The 16,943-nt window shown below is 65.6% G+C and carries 12 protein-coding genes; 9 read left to right on the top strand and 3 right to left on the bottom strand.

Annotation, left to right across the window (positions count from 1 at the left end; all coding sequences use genetic code 11):
* Positions 1 to 2 precede the first annotated feature (2 nt).
* The 8 genes from IC234_RS16240 to IC234_RS16205 all read left to right on the top strand — a co-directional run bounded on the left by IC234_RS16240 (position 3) and on the right by IC234_RS16205 (position 11,753).
* Positions 3 to 1,460 (top strand): M16 family metallopeptidase, encoded by a 1,458-nt coding sequence (locus tag IC234_RS16240; RefSeq protein WP_223827723.1) that lies wholly within the window; start codon positions 3 to 5, stop codon positions 1,458 to 1,460.
* 147 nt (positions 1,461 to 1,607) lie between these two features.
* The gene (locus tag IC234_RS16235; RefSeq protein ID WP_190926601.1) at positions 1,608 to 2,204 is read left to right on the top strand and encodes a hypothetical protein; all 597 of its coding nucleotides are present in this window, start codon (positions 1,608 to 1,610) and stop codon (positions 2,202 to 2,204) included.
* A gap of 150 nt (positions 2,205 to 2,354) precedes the next feature.
* A complete protein-coding gene (locus IC234_RS16230) occupies positions 2,355 to 2,930 on the top strand; it encodes a hypothetical protein (RefSeq protein ID WP_190926598.1) in 576 nt (191 codons plus the stop codon).
* Positions 2,931 to 3,107: 177 nt separating this feature from the next.
* Positions 3,108 to 4,034: a hydrogen peroxide-inducible genes activator gene (locus IC234_RS16225; protein ID WP_190926596.1), complete on the top strand. Its 927-nt coding sequence runs from the start codon at positions 3,108 to 3,110 to the stop codon at positions 4,032 to 4,034.
* Between the two features lie 135 nt (positions 4,035 to 4,169).
* Positions 4,170 to 6,167: an ATP-binding protein gene (locus IC234_RS16220; RefSeq protein ID WP_190926594.1), complete on the top strand. Its 1,998-nt coding sequence runs from the start codon at positions 4,170 to 4,172 to the stop codon at positions 6,165 to 6,167.
* Positions 6,168 to 6,197: 30 nt separating this feature from the next.
* Positions 6,198 to 7,637, top strand: a complete 1,440-nt coding sequence (locus IC234_RS16215) for an amidohydrolase family protein (RefSeq protein WP_190926592.1) — start codon at positions 6,198 to 6,200, stop codon at positions 7,635 to 7,637.
* 153 nt (positions 7,638 to 7,790) lie between these two features.
* Complete coding sequence (locus IC234_RS16210) at positions 7,791 to 11,423, top strand: DUF4394 domain-containing protein (protein WP_190926589.1); 3,633 nt, start codon at positions 7,791 to 7,793, stop codon at positions 11,421 to 11,423.
* Positions 11,424 to 11,522: 99 nt separating this feature from the next.
* Positions 11,523 to 11,753 (top strand): PID-CTERM protein-sorting domain-containing protein, encoded by a 231-nt coding sequence (locus IC234_RS16205; protein WP_223827722.1) that lies wholly within the window; start codon positions 11,523 to 11,525, stop codon positions 11,751 to 11,753.
* Positions 11,754 to 11,847: 94 nt separating this feature from the next.
* On the opposite strand, the gene IC234_RS16200 is transcribed toward IC234_RS16205, so the two are convergent.
* Together IC234_RS16200 and IC234_RS16195 are read right to left on the bottom strand one after the other, a co-directional pair.
* Positions 11,848 to 12,561: a GAF domain-containing protein gene (locus tag IC234_RS16200; protein WP_190926587.1), complete on the bottom strand. Its 714-nt coding sequence runs from the start codon at positions 12,559 to 12,561 to the stop codon at positions 11,848 to 11,850.
* Between the two features lie 136 nt (positions 12,562 to 12,697).
* Complete coding sequence (locus IC234_RS16195) at positions 12,698 to 13,081, bottom strand: nuclear transport factor 2 family protein (RefSeq protein ID WP_190926585.1); 384 nt, start codon at positions 13,079 to 13,081, stop codon at positions 12,698 to 12,700.
* A 272-nt stretch (positions 13,082 to 13,353) separates the two neighbouring features.
* Between IC234_RS16195 and IC234_RS16190 the strand changes: the two genes are divergently transcribed.
* A complete protein-coding gene (locus IC234_RS16190) occupies positions 13,354 to 14,319 on the top strand; it encodes a helix-turn-helix transcriptional regulator (protein WP_190926583.1) in 966 nt (321 codons plus the stop codon).
* Between the two features lie 9 nt (positions 14,320 to 14,328).
* Here the strand turns inward: IC234_RS16190 and IC234_RS16185 are convergent, their stop codons facing one another.
* Positions 14,329 to 16,935 carry a DUF5686 and carboxypeptidase regulatory-like domain-containing protein gene (locus tag IC234_RS16185; RefSeq protein WP_190926581.1) on the bottom strand — a complete coding sequence of 869 codons (2,607 nt, stop codon included), beginning with the start codon at positions 16,933 to 16,935 and terminating at the stop codon, positions 14,329 to 14,331.
* Between the last annotated feature and the right edge of the window lie 8 nt (positions 16,936 to 16,943).

Here is a 16,943-nt window from a genome sequence, read left to right as displayed (position 1 = left end):
ATATGAAAAAGCTAGTTATGGGGCTGCTCAGCGCGGCCCTGGTGGGCGCCGGGGCGCCGCATGCGCAGGCCCAGAAAGCCCCCGCCAAAACCCAAACGACCGCCAAGCCGGTCATTCACTCCAAAGGTGCGGCCAAGCAGGCCCCGCCCGCCGGCGGCCAGCCGCGCGACTTTGCCCTGCCGGCCAAGGAAGATTTCACACTCGACAACGGCCTGCGGGCCCGCCTGGTGCCGTTCGGGCAGGTGCCGAAGGTGACGCTGCTGGTGGCCATTCAGGCGGGCAACGTGCACGAGGCGGCAAACGAAGCGTCGGTGGCCGACCTGCTGGGCAAGCTGCTGCAGGAAGGCACCGCGTCGACGTCGGCCACGCAGCTGGCCGAGCGGGTGGCCCGCATGGGCGGCGCGCTCAACATTTCGGTGGGCGCCGACCAAACCACGCTGCTGGCCTCCTGCCTAAGCGAGTATGCGCCCGAGCTGGCCACCCTCCTGGCCGACGTGGTGCTGCACCCGGCCCTGCCGGCCAGCGAAGTGGCCCGCCTCAAAACCGACCTGAAGCGGCAAATGGCGCTGGCCCGCGCCCAGCCCGGCGTGCAGGCCCGCATGAAGTTCAACACGGCCATCTACGGCGACCACCCCTACGGCCGCGGCCTGCCCACCGATGCCCAGATTGACGCCCTGACACTGGAGCAGGTGCAGAACTTCTACAAGACCCAATACGGCGCCCAGCGCACCAGCGTGTACGCGGCCGGGCGCTTCGATGCGCCGGCACTGCGCCAGGCCATCACGGCGGCATGGGCAAGCTTCCAGCAGGGCCCGGCGCCCAAGATTGAGGTGGCCAAGCCGCTGACCAAGGGCGACCTGCTGACCCAGGACCGGCCCAACGCCCCGCAGTCGACCATAGTGGTGGGCCTGCCCGTGGTAGACCCCAGCCACCCCGACTACATCCGGATGCGGGTGATGAACTCGCTGCTGGGCGGCTCGTTTGGCTCGCGCATCACGCGCAACATCCGGGAGGACAAAGGCTACACGTATTCGCCCTACAGCTCCCTCACCACCCACTACCGGGCCGGCACCTGGAGCGAAACGGCCGACGTGACGACTGCCGAGACGGGCAACTCGCTCAAGGAAATCATGAACGAAGTGGAGCGCCTGCAGAAGGAAGCGCCCTCGACGGAGGAGCTGAAGGGCATTCAGAACTTTGAAGGGGGCATGTTTGTGCTGCGCAACTCCACGCCGGCCGGCATCATTGGCCAGCTCAACGCGCTGGACCTGCACGGCCTGCCCGAAACCTACCTCACCGAGCAGGTGAAAAACATCAACGCCGTGACGCCGCAGCAAGTGAGCGACATCGCCCGCAAGTACATCCGCCCCGAGGCCATGACCATCGTGGTGGTGGGCGATAAAAAGGTGGTGGAGCCGCAGCTGAAGAAATTCCAGGCCGAGCGCAAGAAGCCGCTGTAGCGCTGGCATTTCCCACATGAGCCATTTTCCCAGCACTTGCCCGCAGGGCTGGGAGAATGGCTCATTTCGTTGCGCGTGCAATTGGGCATTCGTGCCTACCTTTCTTTTGCCTTCCTTTCACGCAGCGCTGCTGTTGCCCACTTTCTTATGCTAAACTCTACCCGCGGCTGGCTCCTGGCCGCCCTCACGGCCACCTCGTTCCTCGCCGCCTGCCGCAAAGACGAGGCGCCATCGGCCGACCCTGCCCCCTACTGCGAACTGGCTAATCGAATAGTCCGGCCGGATGGAAGCGCCTATGTCATTACCAACGACCCGCCCAGCATCCGGAGCGCGGCGGTGCTGGGCACGGGGGCCCTGAAGCTTGAGCTCGTGTCTTCCACAACCGTCCTGCACATAGACATAGACGCTGCTCAACTGAAGCACCGGGACAGCGCTTTGCGCGGCGGCGAGCTGGTAGGCACGTATGCGTGGAAGAGCTTCGACCGACCCAACGACCCGGCTGTGGTGCATTACCAGTTCCGGTGGGACGGGGTGACTTCCGTTTTCCCCTTCAGCGAAACCACGCCCCAACTAACCGGCAATCTGACCATCACGGCTTACGATGCCAAACGGCACCTTATCAGTGGCCGGTACGAATTGGGGGCCCCCAATCAGCTGAATCCTTTGCCCGGCTCCGTCGCCATGTTCCCATTGGTTACCATTAGGGTATATGGCAAATTCGACAACGTGAAAGTAGCCATCTAGCGCCTCTCTTTCGACTGCTTAAAGCGCCGGGAGAATGGCTCATTTATTGCCAGTCACTTTGGGCATTCGGGGCAATCATTGTGCCCGCCTTTTTCTCCACTAGCCTCGCGGTCACTACCACTTTTCATGAAAATAACTACTCGCGCCCTATTGCTGGCCGCCCTCACGGTTACCGCTACCGGCTTTGCTGCTTGCAGCAAGAATGAGACGGCCCCGGCTGACCCAGCGCCGTATTCTGAGCTGAAGAACTACGTGATGCGACCCGACGGGGGTGGTTTTGTGAGAACCTATAATTCCCCCGGTATCCAGAGCGCGGCGGCGCTCGGCTCGAAGGTGCTAACGCTGGATTTTGTGGCTTCCACGGCCAACCTTCACTTGGAAATAAACCGGACCCAGCTCAAGCTGCGCGACAGCCCGTTGCGAGGAGCCGATTGGGTGGGCACGTATGCGTGGCGCTGCCTGGACCACCCTACCGACCCTGTTTTTGTGCGTTACGAATTTAACTCCGAAGGAGTAACCTCTGCTTTTCCCTTTTCCGAAACCACCCCGCAGCTGACGGGCAACGTGACCATCACAGCTTACGATGCGAAGCGCCACCTTATCAGCGGCCAATTCGTTGTGGAGGCGCCAAACCAACTCAACCCATTGCCATTCGTCGTCGCAAGGTTTCCACTGATTACCATGCAGGTATCCGGCAAGTTCGACAACCTGAAAGTGGTGATGTAAGCTTACTTCCCCATTAACAAAAACGCCGCTTCGAGAACTCGAAGCGGCGTTTTTGTTGACTCCTTCATACAAATTGAGAGGCTTGTGCCAAGTAGCCCCCTCAACTAACCTGAGCAGAACTCATAAGCAAAACTGATTTTATAAATCAGTTTTATAACCCCAGATTATCTTTGCTACATGAATTTGCAGCAACTCACGTACCTGGTGGCCCTCGACACGCACCGCCAATTCGGCCTCGCCGCCGACAAAAGCTGCGTGAGCCAGCCCGCCCTGAGCGTGCAGGTACAGAAGCTGGAAGAAGAGCTGGGCGTGCTGCTCTTCGACCGCAGCCAGCGCGGCGCCGAGCCCACGGCGGTGGGCGCGAAGGTCATTGCCCAGGCCCGGCAGGTGCTGCGCGAGGCCCAGCTGCTGCGCGAGCTGGTGCAGGCCGAGAAGGGCGAAGTGGTGGGCGAACTGCGCCTGGGCGTCATCCCCACGGTGGCGCCGTACCTGGTGCCGCGTTTTCTGGTGGGCCTCACCGCGGCCTACCCGGAGCTGCGGGTACGGGTAGAAGAGCTGCGCTCCGAGGAAATCATGCAGCAGCTCAAGGAGCACCGCCTCGACGTGGGCCTGCTGGTGACGCCGCTCGACGACCGGCAACTGCGCGAGCTGCCGCTGCTGGAGGAGCCGTTTCTGCTGCTGGCCTCCGACACCCACCCGCTGGCCGCCCGCGCCACCGTGCAGCCCGCCGACCTGCACCAACCCGGCCTGTGGCTGATGCAGCAGGGCCACTGCTTCCGCAACCAGGTGCTGAACGTGTGCGGCCCGTCTTCTTCCACGGGCGCCGTCACGTACGAGAGCGGCTCGATTGAAACGCTGATGGAACTAGTTCGGCGGCATCATGGCTATACACTGGTGCCGGAGCTGGCAGTGCTGGACGAAGTGGGCCACAACCCGTTACTCAAGCGCTTTGCCGAGCCGGCGCCGGTGCGCGAGGTCAGCCTGGTGGTGCACCACGGCTTCGTGCGCACCCCGCTGCTCACGGCCCTCCGCGACCTCATTCTGGCCAGCGTGCCCGCCCGGCTGCACGCGGGCCAGGCCGGCGCCAAAGTGCGTTGGCGCTGAATGTACCCCAAGCTGCCCTTTCCGCGCCCATCAGGCGTTATTATTCGCCGGCAGTGCCCGGCATGCACCATGCGTTTTCACCCTGGGCCGTCGGGTCCTTTTACCCACTTTTTTATCCGATTCTTTTACGCCCCTTTGCTTGTAGCCCGGTGGCTTGTGCTGAGCGGCGGCCTGTTGCTAGCCGCCCAGCCACTGCGCGCCGCCCAAACGCCGGCCACCGACAGCCTGCGGCGCGTGTACGAGCGCACGCTCGCCGACTCGAGCCGGGTGCTGGCCCTGCTGAAGCTGGCCTACACGTACCGCGCCTCCAAGCCCGATTCGACCATGGCCCTGGCCCAGCAGGCCTGGCAGCTGGCGCGGCGCTACAATTTTGACAAGGGCCGCGGCCGGGCCCAGAGCATGATGGGCATTGTGCTGCGCGAGCGCGGCGAGCTGCCCAAAGCCTTTGCCAACCAAACCATTGCCCTGCAACTGAGCCGCGACACCCACGACTTGGAAGGCGAGGCCGCGAGCCTAAATGCCTTGGGCAACATCAGCTTCGACCTGCGCCAGTACCGGCAGGCCATTCGCTATTATGAGCTGTCGCAGGCCTTGTTTCAGCGCACGCACCAGTCGGCCTGGGTGGCCGGCGCACTCACCAACCAAGGCAGCTGCTACGAGCGCCTGAACGTGGTGGACTCGGCCCTGTTGCGCCAGCGCCAGGCCCAGGACCTGCTGGCGCGGTTTCCGCGCCCCAAGCTGGCCGAGGCCCTGGCCCTGCGCAACATGGGCCGCGTGCAGGCCCGGCTGGGCCACTACCCCGAAGCCTTGAGCTACTACCGCCGCTCGCTGCGCGAAACCGCCCTGACCAACGACCTGCGCAACCGCTCGATGGCGTACTACCGCATGGCCGACCTCTACCACACGCTGCACCAGCCCGATTCGAGCCTGCTGTATGCCCGCCGGGCGCTGCAAACCGCGCAGCGGGTGTCGTACCGCATCACCGTGCTCGATGCGGGCAACCTGCTGGCTCGCCTCTACCAGGCGCGCAACAACCTCGACAGCGCCTACCGCTACCAAGGCCTGGCCATTGCGGCGCACGACAGCCTGTTTGGGCCCGACAAGTTCCGGCAACTGCAGCTGCTGGCGTTCAACGAGCAGCAGCGCCAACTGCAGCAGCGGGCCGAGCACAAGCTGCAAACGGCTAGCTACCAGCGCATGGCCCTGCTGGCGGCGCTGGGCTTTTGCGCACTCATTGCCGCGTCGCTGTGGCGCACCAACTACCACCAGCGCCGCGCCAACCGCCTGCTGAACGAGCGCAACGCCGAGATTGAAGCCCAGCGCAATGCCCTCGACCAGGCCCTGACCGAGCTGCGCACCATGCAGGACCAGCTGGTGGCGGCCGAGAAATGGTCGTTTGTGGGCGAGCTCTCGGCCGGCATTGCCCACGAGCTGCAAAACCCGCTGGCCTTCATGCGCAATTTTGCGGCCGTGAGCGAGGCCCTGCTCGACCAGGGCCCCGCCCTGCCCGGCGCCGACCAGCCCAGCGGCCTGGAGCAGAAAATCATGGCCGGGCTGAAGCAGAACCTGCGCGAAATCAGCCAGCACGGGCAGCGGGCCTCGTCCATCATCACCAACATGCTGGCCCACGCCCGCACCGGCAGCAGCGCGCCGGAGCCCACCGACCTCAACGCCCTGCTGGCCGAAAGCCTGCGCCTGGCCGGCCTGAGCACGCCGGGGCCGGCCGGGGCCGCGGCCGTGCAACTCGACGTGGAGCTGGCCCCCCACCTGGAGCCGGTGCCCGCCGTGCCGCAGGAGCTGGGGCGGGCGTTTCTGAACCTGTTTACCAACGCCTTGCACGCCGTACGCCACCGCCAGGCCGACGAGCCCACCTACCAGCCCGTGGTGCGCGTGCAAACCCGCCGGGCCGAGGGCGCGGTGGAAATTCGGGTGCGCGACAACGGCATCGGCATGTCGGCGGAGGTGGCGGCGCAGGTGTTTCAGCCCTTCTTCACCACCAAGCCCATGGGCGAGGGCACGGGCCTGGGCCTGTCGCTGAGCTACGACATCATCACGAAGGGCCACGGCGGCACGCTCACGGTGGAAAGCGAGGAAGGCGAGTTCACCGAATTTACGGTGCGGCTGCCGGCCTAACTTTGCCGCGGCCGTTTGCCGCTCTTCCGCATGAATTTTCCCCGAGTCTTACTGGGCCTGAGCCTGGCCGCGGCGCTGGCCGGCTGCGCCCGCCGGCCCACCAAGCTGCCGATTTACGACGTGGTCATCAACCACGTCACCCTCGTGGACGTGGCCACGGGCCAGCTCACGCCCAACCAGGTGGTGGCCATTTCGCGGGGCAAGATTGTGGAGGTGCAAACGGCCGACAAGGACAGCTACGCCGCCAAGCAGTACGTGAACGGCAACGGCCGCTACCTCATTCCGGGCCTGTGGGACATGCACGTGCACTTCCGGGGCGGCGACAGCCTGGCGGCGGCCAACAAGAAAAGCCTGGCCCTGTTTCTGGCCCACGGCGTGACCACCGTGCGCGACTGCGGCGGCGACCTCACGCCCAGCGTGCTGCAGTGGCGGGCCGACATGGACGCGGGCCGCTACGCCGGGCCGCGCATCTTCACCTCGGGCCCTAAGATTGACGGTCCCAAGGCCTACTGGCCGGGCTCGCTGGAAGTGGAAACGCCGGCCCAGATTGGCAAGGCGCTGGACTCGCTGCAGCGGCTGCGGGTCGACTTCGTGAAGATTTACGACAGCAAGATTTCGGGCGCAGCCTACCTCAACACCATTGCGCAGGCGCAGCGGCGCGGCCTGAAAACCACCGGCCACATGCCCTACTCCGTGAAGCTGGGCGACGCCGTGAAGCGCGGGCTCGACGCTACCGAGCACCTGTATTATGTGTTCAAGGCCTGCTCCGGCAAGGAAGACAGCCTGACGGCGGCGGTGCGCACCAGCTTGAACACGCCCAAGCCGCTGGGCTTGTTTGCGGTGCTACCGGCCGTGTACGACACCTACAGCCCCGCGGCGGCCGCGCGCATCTTCAAGCTGATGGCCAAGCACAAAACCGCCGCCGTGCCCACGCTGCACATTGGCAAAACGCTGACCGAGCTGCCCGAAAACGACCACGCCCGCGACACCCTGCTCGCGTACATCGACCCGAAGATTCAGGCCACGTATGCGCGCCGGCTCAACAGCGCCAAGCAGCAGCCGCTGGCGGCCCAGCAGTTTAGCAAGAAGCTCGAAACCAAGTTTATGAGCCTGGTGCCGCAGATGCAGGCGGCGGGCGTGCCCCTGCTGGCCGGCTCCGACAGCGGGCCCTTCAACTCGTTCATTTACCCCGGCGCCTCGTTGCAAGACGAGGTGATACTGCTGGTGCAGGCGGGCCTCACGCCCCTGCAGGCCCTGCAGGCGGCCACCGTCAACGGCGCGAAGTTTATGGGCGTGGCCGAGCGCACGGCCGCCATTGCCGTGGGCAAAGACGCCGACCTGGTGCTGCTGACCGCCAATCCGCTGGAGAACATTGCCAACATCAGGCACATCGACGCGGTGATATCGCGCGGCAAAGCCTACCCGGCCGCGGCCCTGGCCAACCTGCTGCGCGCCATTAAAAACCCGTGAGCGCCGGCTGGCCCGCGGGCGCTGTATTAATTTGAGATTAAAAGAGGTAGCGGGGTAATCCTTGCGGCTGAATGCCAACGTATGTAACGGGCGACCCGGCGAAATAACGCCGCGCCGCCCGTTGCTTATCGTTTCATCTTTACCTCCTACTCCATGTTCAAACACCTACTTTCACCGTTGGCAGCGCGCCAGCGGTTTCGTCGTTTAACAGGGGCCGCGGCGTTGGGCGCGGGCCTGCTATTAGGAGCGACGCCGGGCGCTCAGGCGCAAACGGTTTACGGGCTGGGCACGGCCACCAACAGCGTGATAGTACCGGCGGGCTCGCAGGGCCTCATCACTATCAACCTGACGACGGGCATGACCAACACCTTGTCGCCCACGCCCATTGTGTACGCCTCGCCAACCGATAACCTGCCGCTGGTGGGCCTCGACTTCCGGCCGGCGACCGGCGGGCTGTACGCGCTGGGCTACGACGGCGTGAACCAAGCGCAGCTCTACACCGTGGACCCGGCCACGGGCCTCACCACGGCCGTGGCAGCCAAGTTTGCGCTGGCGCTGGGCGCGGCACCGGTGCGCATTGGGTTCGACTTTAACCCCACCGTGGACCGCATTCGGGTGGTGAGCTCGACGGGAGCGGACTTCCGCCTCAACCCCATCACGGGCGGCGTTGCGGCCACCGATACCAACCTAGCTTACGCAGCGGGTGATGCAAACGCCGGCACCACGCCGCGCGTGGGCGCCGCGGCCTACACCAATTCGGTGGCGGGCCCGCTGCCGCTCAACACCCAACTCTACGACATCGACGAGCAGAACAACGACACGCAAATCGGCTACCTGACCATTCAAAGCCCGCCCAACAACGGCACCTTGAACACCGTAGGCGAGCTGCGGCTGGGCTCCTTCGGCATTAGCACAGCCCGCGGCTTCGACCTCGACATTTACTTCAACCCCACCACCGGCCAGAACGTGGGCTACCTGGAAGAAGTGAACGGCACGGGCGGCAGCAACTTGTACACCCTGAACCTGGGCACGGGCCAGGCCACGCTGGTGGGCAACACCGTGCCGGCCGCGGCCGCGTTTGAGATTCGCGACATCGCCGCCCAGCCTTCGGCCACGGCGCCGGCCACCACCGGCCAGCTGCTGTATGCGGTGAGCGGCGGGCAGCTGGTTTCTTTCTACTCTGACTCGCCCAGCCTGCTGCGCTCCACAATTGCCCTGGGCGCCCTGAACGCGGGCGAAACCCTGGCCGGGATGGACTTCCGGCCCCTGACCGGCGAGTTGTACGCCTTGGGCTACAACGCTACCGCCGCCACCGGCCGCCTGTATACCGTGAACCTGGGCACCGGCGCGCTCACGCCCATTGGCAGCGGCCCCGTGTCGCTGGCGCTGGGCGGCGCCAACGACCGAATTGGGTTCGATTTTAACCCGACGGTGGACCGCATTCGGGTGGTGAGCACCAACCGCGCCGACTTCCGCCTCAATCCCATTACGGGCGGCATTGCGGCCACCGACGGCACCCTCACGGCGGGCCCGGTCATCAGCGCAGCCGCGTACATCAACAACCAGGCGCCCACCAACGCCACCACGCTGTACGACTACGACGCCACCAACAGCAACCTCTACATTCAGAACCCGCCCAACAACGGCACGCTGGTGCTGGTGGGCGCGTCGGGACTGGCGGCGCCGACTACGCCCCGCGGTGCCGACTTTGACATTTTTAACACGCCCACCACCACCACCAACGCGGCCTACCTACTGACCAACACGGGCGCCAGCATCGACGACCAGCTCTTTACGCTGGACCTGGCCACCGGCGCGGCTACGCTGAAAGGCACCGTGGGCAACGGCGGCGACGTGAGCGGCCTGGCAGCCTTTATCCCGACGGGCTCGCTGCTCACCTGGACCGGCGCCACCAGCACCGACTGGGGCACGGCCACCAACTGGACGCCCAACCAAGTGCCCCTGGCCAGCAACGACGTGGTGATTGGCGCCGCCGCCAACCAGCCCGTGGTGAGCAACGCCCAGCAGGCCCGCACCGTGACGCTGAACGCCGGCGCTACGCTCACTACCGCCAATGGCGGCAACCTCAGCGTGGTGGGCAACTTCACCAACGCCGCGGGCACCGTGGCCGGCGCAGGCTCGGGCCTGGTGACGCTGAACGGCGCCGCGGCCCAAACCATTGCCGGGCCGGCGCTTTCCACCTTCCCCAACCTGAGCGTGGGCACGGCGGGCGCCGCCACCACCGGTCCGGTGGCCATCCAGCGCGGCCTCACGGTCAGTGGCTCGCTGGCCATTGGCTCGGGCCAGGCCTTTACGTTGCTGTCGGGTGCCAGCGGCACGGCCTACGTGGTGAACACCGGCGGCACCGTGAGCGGCACGGCCACGGTGCAGCGCTACATCGACCCGAGCCTGAACGGCGGGGTGGGCTACCGCCATTATTCTTCGCCGGTGGCCAACTCGACGGTGGCCGACCTGGCCACGGCCGGTTTCACGCCGGTAGTGAACCCGAATTACAACACGGTGGGCAACACCGTGACGCCGTTCCCCACGGTGTTTGCCTATGATGAAACCCGGGTGAGCACCAGCGGCAACGCCGGCTCCATCGACTTCGACAAAGGCTTCTTCTCACCCGGTTCCACGGGCGATGCCCTGGAAGTGACGCGCGGCTACACCGTGAACATCAACGCCAATCAACTGGTCGATTTTGTGGGCACGCTCAACAACGGCACCTCGCCTCTTACCGCCGCCGGCCTCACCCGGGGCGCGCAGACGCAGAGCGGGTTCCACTTGCGCGGCAACCCCTTCCCCTCGCCCCTGAACTGGACGGCAATGGTGAGCAACGGGCGCCTGAGCAACGTGGACAACGCGCTGTACGTGTTCAAGAGCAGCGGCCAATACACCGGCTCCTACGCCAGCTACGTGAACGGCGTGGGCACCAACGGCGGCACCAACATCGTTCCGCTGGGACAGGGCTTCTTCGTGCGCGCCAGCACCGCCGGCACCAGCGGTTCCGTGACGTTCACGAACCAAGAACGGGTGGCTACCTTCGACAACACGCCCTTCCAGCGCGGCGCCAACGACATCCGCCCGCAACTGACGCTGGCCCTGAGCAATGCCAAGGCCCGCGTTCAAGCCACGGTGTATGTGGAGCAGGGCGCTACCGCCAGCTTCGACCGCGCATTTGATGCCAGCTTCCTGCCCGGGTCCAACGGGCTTACCCTGGCCACCGAAGCCGGTGCCGAGGCCTTGGCCATCAACGGCCTGCCCGAGCTGACGGGCGCCGACGTGGTGGTGCCGCTGCTGGTGTCGGCGGCCACGGCCGGCACGTACGCCCTCACGGTCGACGACCTGGCCAACGTGCCCGCCAACTACCGCGTGTACCTGCGCGACGCCCTCACCGGCGCCTACACCGACCTGGCCGCTACCCCCTCGGTGAGCCTGACGCTGACGGCCAACGCCGCGGCCGGCGGCCGCTACGCCGTGGTGTTCAGCACCCAAAACCGCGTGCTGGCCACGGCGCCCGCCGCCCTGGCCCAGCTGGCCAGCGTGTACCCCAACCCCGCGCGCGGCGCGGCTACCCTGATGCTACCGGTGGCGTTGCGCGGCCAGCAGGCCACGGCCGTGGCGGTGGTGGACAACCTGGGCCGCACGGTGCTGACGCGCACCCTGGCCGCCGGCTCCGCCGACGCGCTGGAACTGCCCCTGAGCGGCCTGGCCGCCGGTGTGTATTCGGTGCAGGCCCGCACGGCCGCCGGCCTCGTGGTGAAGCGCCTCGTGGTAGAATAACAGCTTGAATGGCCTGACCGCCGGCCCCGGGCGCTACTATAGCTCCGGGGCCGGCTTGGGTCGGGTTTCCGTCTCATCGCAACTCATTCTTTCTTTCCCATGAAAATTCTGACCCCGGCGCTTCGCCTCGTTCTTTCTGCCGCGGGCGTGTGCCTGCTGGCTGGTGCCTTCACGCCCGCCCTAGCCCAGGGCCCCGGCTCGGGCGGCCCCACGCCCACCACGCCTGCCGCCGAAGTGCCTATTGACGGCGGCGCCTCGCTGCTGCTGGCCGGCGGCGCGGCCTACGGCCTCAAGCGCCTGCGCGACCGCAAGCGCACCGCCGCCGACTAGCCTTCGGCTGCATCCAGCAGCCAAACGCCTGCCTGGCCCACGCTTGTGGGGCCGGGCAGGCGTTTTTGTTGGCGCGAGGTGCTGGTGGGCAGGCTTACGCGCAGCGGTGTTCGTCCAGTAGCATCTTAATGTCGGAGAGACGCCGGCTCACCTGCGTGAGTAGCTCGGCCGGCACGGGCACTTGCACGCCGTGGCGGGTGAAGAGGTAGCGCACCAGCGCCGTGAGCTCGCGCAGCTCTTCCTGCAATTGTGCCCGCACGGTTTCCCATTGCTCTACTCCCAGCGTGGGCTGCCCCAAACAGGTCACCCGCACCGCAATGGCCTGGCTGACCAGGGCCGCCAGCTGCTCCAGCAACTGCTGCTCGGCCTCGCTCAGGGTGCGGGGCTGGCGGTCGATGATGCACAGCGTGCCCAGCGGCGGCTGGTTGGGCAAACGCAGCAGCGCCCCGGCGTAGAAGCGCAACTCATTTCCCTCGGCGGCGCGCACGGCCTCGGGCGTGAGGGCGGCGGTTTCCAGAAGCAAGTCGTGGTAGACCACGGCGCGCGACTGTTGCACGGCCGTGGAACACAGCGCCTCGACGCGGGGCTGCTGGTCGTTGCCGGGCATGCCGTGGTTGGCGGGGTAGTACACGTCGTCCTCCTCCACCACGGCAATGAGCGAGATGGGCAGGCTGAACACCTGCGCCGTGAGGGCCACAAACTCTTCAAACACGGGCTCAATGAGCGTGGGCAGCACCTCATTGGCGCGCAGGCTGCGCAGCCGCTCGGGTTCGTCTTCGGGAAGCAATGGAGCGGGGGTGGCGGACATAGGCAGGCAGCGAAAAAGGAACCCACAAACATAGGAACCTGAGCAGCGAGAACCTGCGCACGCCAACCGCTTGATGCCGCACGACTACGCTTTCGCATCCGGCCTCCCCGGCGCACAGCCTCGTGGCGGCTATCAATTATTCTTTGTAGAAGAATTCTTCCCGCACAATTTTCCCCTCCACCACCTCAAAAACAGCCAACTGGTGCTTGTTCTTGCGCTGCCCGTTCTGGGTCACGTCGAGGCTTTGGGCGCAGGCGAAATAATCGCCGGACACCACCGGCTTGCCGCATTCGCCGCCGTGCATCTGCTCGTATAGTTGGTAGAACTGCTGCTCCTTCTGCTTCATGGCAGCCAGCCCTTCTACCCGGCGCGGCAGGTTGGAGCGGTTTTCGGGTTCGAGGCTCACGGCGTTAGGGGCATACAGTTCGTCCTGTATCTGGCCTATTTGCCCGCGTTGGGCCAGTTCGTAGTAACGGTCGGCTACTTCCTGTACGGTCATAATGGCTTGGGTAGTGGTCATGGGGGGTTGGAAAAAGGGGTAAATGACGCCGCCGCAGCGGCTTGAAAGTTGGTGGTCGCCCTGGCGCTACATGAGCCACGCGGCGATGATGACCCAAAAGTCCAAGCAGGAAGTGACAGCCCTGTGTCAGCAGGAAGTGGGGCGCTTCAAAAAAAAGAGCAGCCGGGCGCTTCTTTGGGTGAAACGCCCCGCTTGCATGACCGCGGCCTGCGCGGCAAGCCCGGGGCTTTGGGTTTTCGGTCCCATTTTTACGCCTCCCTTCTGGTTTGCGCATGAACCGCTTCGACCGCATCACGGCCATTCTTTTGCAGCTGCAAGCCAAACGGCTGGTGCGCGGGCCGGGCTTGGCCGCGCAATTCGGCGTGAGCTTGCGCACCGTGTACCGCGACCTGCGGACGCTGGAAGCCGCCGGCGTGCCGCTCTACGGGGAAGCCGGCGTGGGCTATTCCTTGGCCGAAGGCTACCGCCTGCCGCCCGTCATGTTTACCCGGGAGGAGGCCGCCGCTCTGCTCACGGCCGAGAAACTGGCGGCCCGCCTCGCCGATGCACAAACGGCCCGGCACGGCCAAGCCGCCATGGACAAGCTGCGGGCCGTGCTGCGCCGCGCCGACCGCGACTACCTCGAACAGCTCAGCCCGCACATTCAGGTGGTGCGCCCGGGCCCAACGGCTTCCGCGGGCTCCGATGTGCACCAGCAGCTCCTCGCGGCCATTGCCACGCAGCGGGTGGTGCGCCTGCAGTACCGGGCCGGCTACCCCGAGGCTTGCACCGAGCGCGACGCCGAGCCCATCGGCCTGTACCTGGGGCAGTACTGGCACGTGGTGGCGTACTGCCGGCTGCGGCAGGCCTTCCGGGATTTTCGCCTCGACCGCATCGAACACCTGCGCCTGCAGGAAGAAACCTTCGCGCCCCGCGCCGAAACGCTGCAGCAGTACTGGGCCCAGCAAGCCGAACGCCGGCCCCGCGACACGGCGGTGGTGCGGTTCGGGCCCGAGGCGGCGCGACGCGCCCAGGACGCCAAGCGCCAGTACGGCTGGGCGCACGAGCAGCCCGCGCCCGACGGTAGCGTGGAAATGACTTTCGTGCCCGGCTACCTGCCGCCGCTGGCCGCCTGGCTGCTGCCCCAGGCCGGCGCGGTCACCGTGGTTTCGCCCCCCGAGCTGCGCCAGCTACTGCAAGACTTGGCCCGGCAGGCATACCAGTCTTTTGGCTCATCATCAAGCACTTGCGGTGCATAAACGCTCTGGCTAGAAGCCGAACCCCACCCGGAAGCCCGTGCCGAGCCGCTCGCCGCTTTGCAGGGCGGTGTAGAAATCGACCCGGAACACCTTCAGGATGTGCTCGAGGCCCACGCCCACTTCCACGTAGTGGCCGGCCTGCCGGGTGGTGAGGTAGTTGAGCGAGGCCACTTCCTGCCATTTCAGCTTGCGCAGCAGTGGCACGTAGTTGAGGAAGAAGCCGTTGAAGTGGTGGTCGTAGTGAGCTTCGAGGTAGGCGTTGTTGGTGCTGAAGCGGTAGTAGTCCAGCAGCTGGAAGTAGCTGAAGTTGCCGGTGAGCAGGGTCTGGTTGCCGGAGAAGTGGCGGTAGTCGATGAATGTCATGCCTTCCTGCTTGCCCACGAAGCCGCCCACGTTCAGGCGGAAATTGCTGGTGCCCAGCAGGCCCAGCGGCACGGCGTCGCGCACGCCGGCTTGCAGCAGCAGGTAGCGCACGTCGGCGCCCAGCAGGCCGGGCAGGGCCGCGCGGCCCTGCACGTTGAAGGTGGGCCATTTCGAGCCCAGGTTGAACTTGCCATCGGGCCGGTTGATGTAGCGTTGGCCGGGCTTGTAGTCGAGCGACAGCCCCACGGTGAGGATGCGGCTGCGGCCAAAGCCGGTGTCGGCCAGTTCGTCGCTCAGCGGGATATTGGGCGTGAAGGCCCGGCCCGGCACGTCGTGGATGAGGCGGTCGGTGGTGTTGGCCAGCTCGTGGCGGTCGAAGTAGCCGGCGGTGGCGCGCAGGTTCAGGCCGTTCACCGGCTCGGTGAGGTAGGTAAACTCGGCGCCGTCGCGGCGGTAGAGCTTGGCGTAGTTGCGGTTGAGGTAGAGCGTGTAGAACGTGTTGATGGCCGGCGTGAGCTGCGTGTTCTTGTCGAAGTTCTCGATGGTGCGGCCGGCCACCACGCTGATTTGCTTGAGTTTGGCCGGGTGCAGCTGCCAGGTAGCGCTCAGGCTCGGGTTCAGCGCCTCGCTGCTGAAGCCGTAGCGCAGCGTGGGCGTGATGGTGAAGTACCGCCGGTCATCAGTGCGCTGGTTGAAGATGGCCTGGGCGTTGAGCACGACGCCCTCCACGGTGTTGTATTGGAAAATCTGGGCCACCGGCAGCACCGACACCGACTGTTTTTTGAAGGTGTTCTGGTGGGTGTAGCCGCCCAATATGAGGCTGGTAAACTCAAACTCGTTGCGCTTCTTGTCCAGCGAGTCCTGGTAGGGGCGCGACTTGCGGATGACCTCCGTGCTGTCTTTCACGCGGTAGTCTTTCTGCTCCTCGGCCGTGAGGGGCACCGGGCGAATGGCGTCCCAGTAAGCCGAGTCGCGCTCGTTCACGCCTTTCTCGATGCGCTGCACCTCGCCGCGCCCCATGCTGGCGAAGGGGTCGTTTTTGAGGGAATCGCGCTGGGCCTGCTTCACCTTCTTGCGCACCTGGGCATTGAGGCCGCGTAGGTCGGGCTTGCGCTTGCGAATTTGGGCGGCGGTTTCCTGGCCCACGGGCGCGTCGGGCTTCTCGGTCACCACGGGCGGGGCGGCCTTGGGCTCGGGCGGGGCCGGGTAGGTGGGCACCACGTTGGCGTAGTTGGAAAGCACGGCCGTAATGTAGCCCGAGCCTTTGAAGCCCAGCCCCGACAGGTTGGCGCGCACCTGCTGCGACTGAATGAGCCACACGTTCGGGTTGCCCGGCGCGGGGGCGTACTGCTGGTTGATGGTTAGGTTGTCGACGTAGTCAATCTGGGCGTCTTGGTCCAGGCTCAAATCAACGGAGTGAATGCGCCAGGAACCGTCCACAATGTAGATGTAGCCCGAGAAAACCGGGTCGGTGCGCCGGCGCGGTATCACCCGGATTTTGTGCACCACCTCGCCACCCCGGGGCGTGCTGCCCACCAGCTCGTACTTGTAAAACAGCATGGCGTTGGCGGCAATGGGCGACACAAACCCGCGCTCCGAAAACGCCGGCTTTATCAGGTTCTCATAGAAGCCCAGGTTGCGCCCCGCGCTGGCCCGGTTGAAGCTCAGCCCGCGCGAGTCGCCGCTCACCCGGCTCGATATCATACGTTCCTTCACCACGTTGGGCTGCGTGAAGCTGAAATCGGACAGGCTCTCGGACAGGTAAAAGATGCCTTTTTTGATGTCGGGCCCGAGCTTAAACAAGCCCATAATTTTGGCCGGCGTGTCGTCTATCCGGCCCAGGGCCTTGATGTAGATGCGGGCCCGGTAGGCGGCCACTTCGCGCCGGTGGTAGGCCCGCCACTGCTGCGCTTGTTGGATGATGGCGTAGGCCGGGTCGCGGTCTGAGGACTTCACCAGCACTTCGCCCAGGTTGTAGGCCTCGGCCTGCAGGGTCACGTTCACGGTCAGGAGCGAGTCGCCGCCGGGCACGCGCACGGGCTGCACCTGCGGCCGATAGCCCACATACTGAAACACCAGTTCGTAGCGGCCCGCCGCGAGGCGCAGCTGGTACTCGCCCTGCTCGTTGGCGCCGGTGCTGGTGGCCGAGCCGCGCACCGCCACGTTGGCAAAGGCCAGCCCCTGCTGGTCGGCCCCGCGCACGGTGCCTTTGATGACGCCGGCGCGGCACCACGTAGGTAAGCAGCTTAGCAAGAAGGCAA

It is taken from the genome of Hymenobacter armeniacus (assembly GCF_014699055.1).
Classification (GTDB): Bacteria; Bacteroidota; Bacteroidia; order Cytophagales; family Hymenobacteraceae; genus Hymenobacter; species Hymenobacter armeniacus.
The sequence above is the reverse complement of the archived record's forward strand: the minus strand, read 5'-3'. Positions and strand labels throughout refer to the sequence as shown.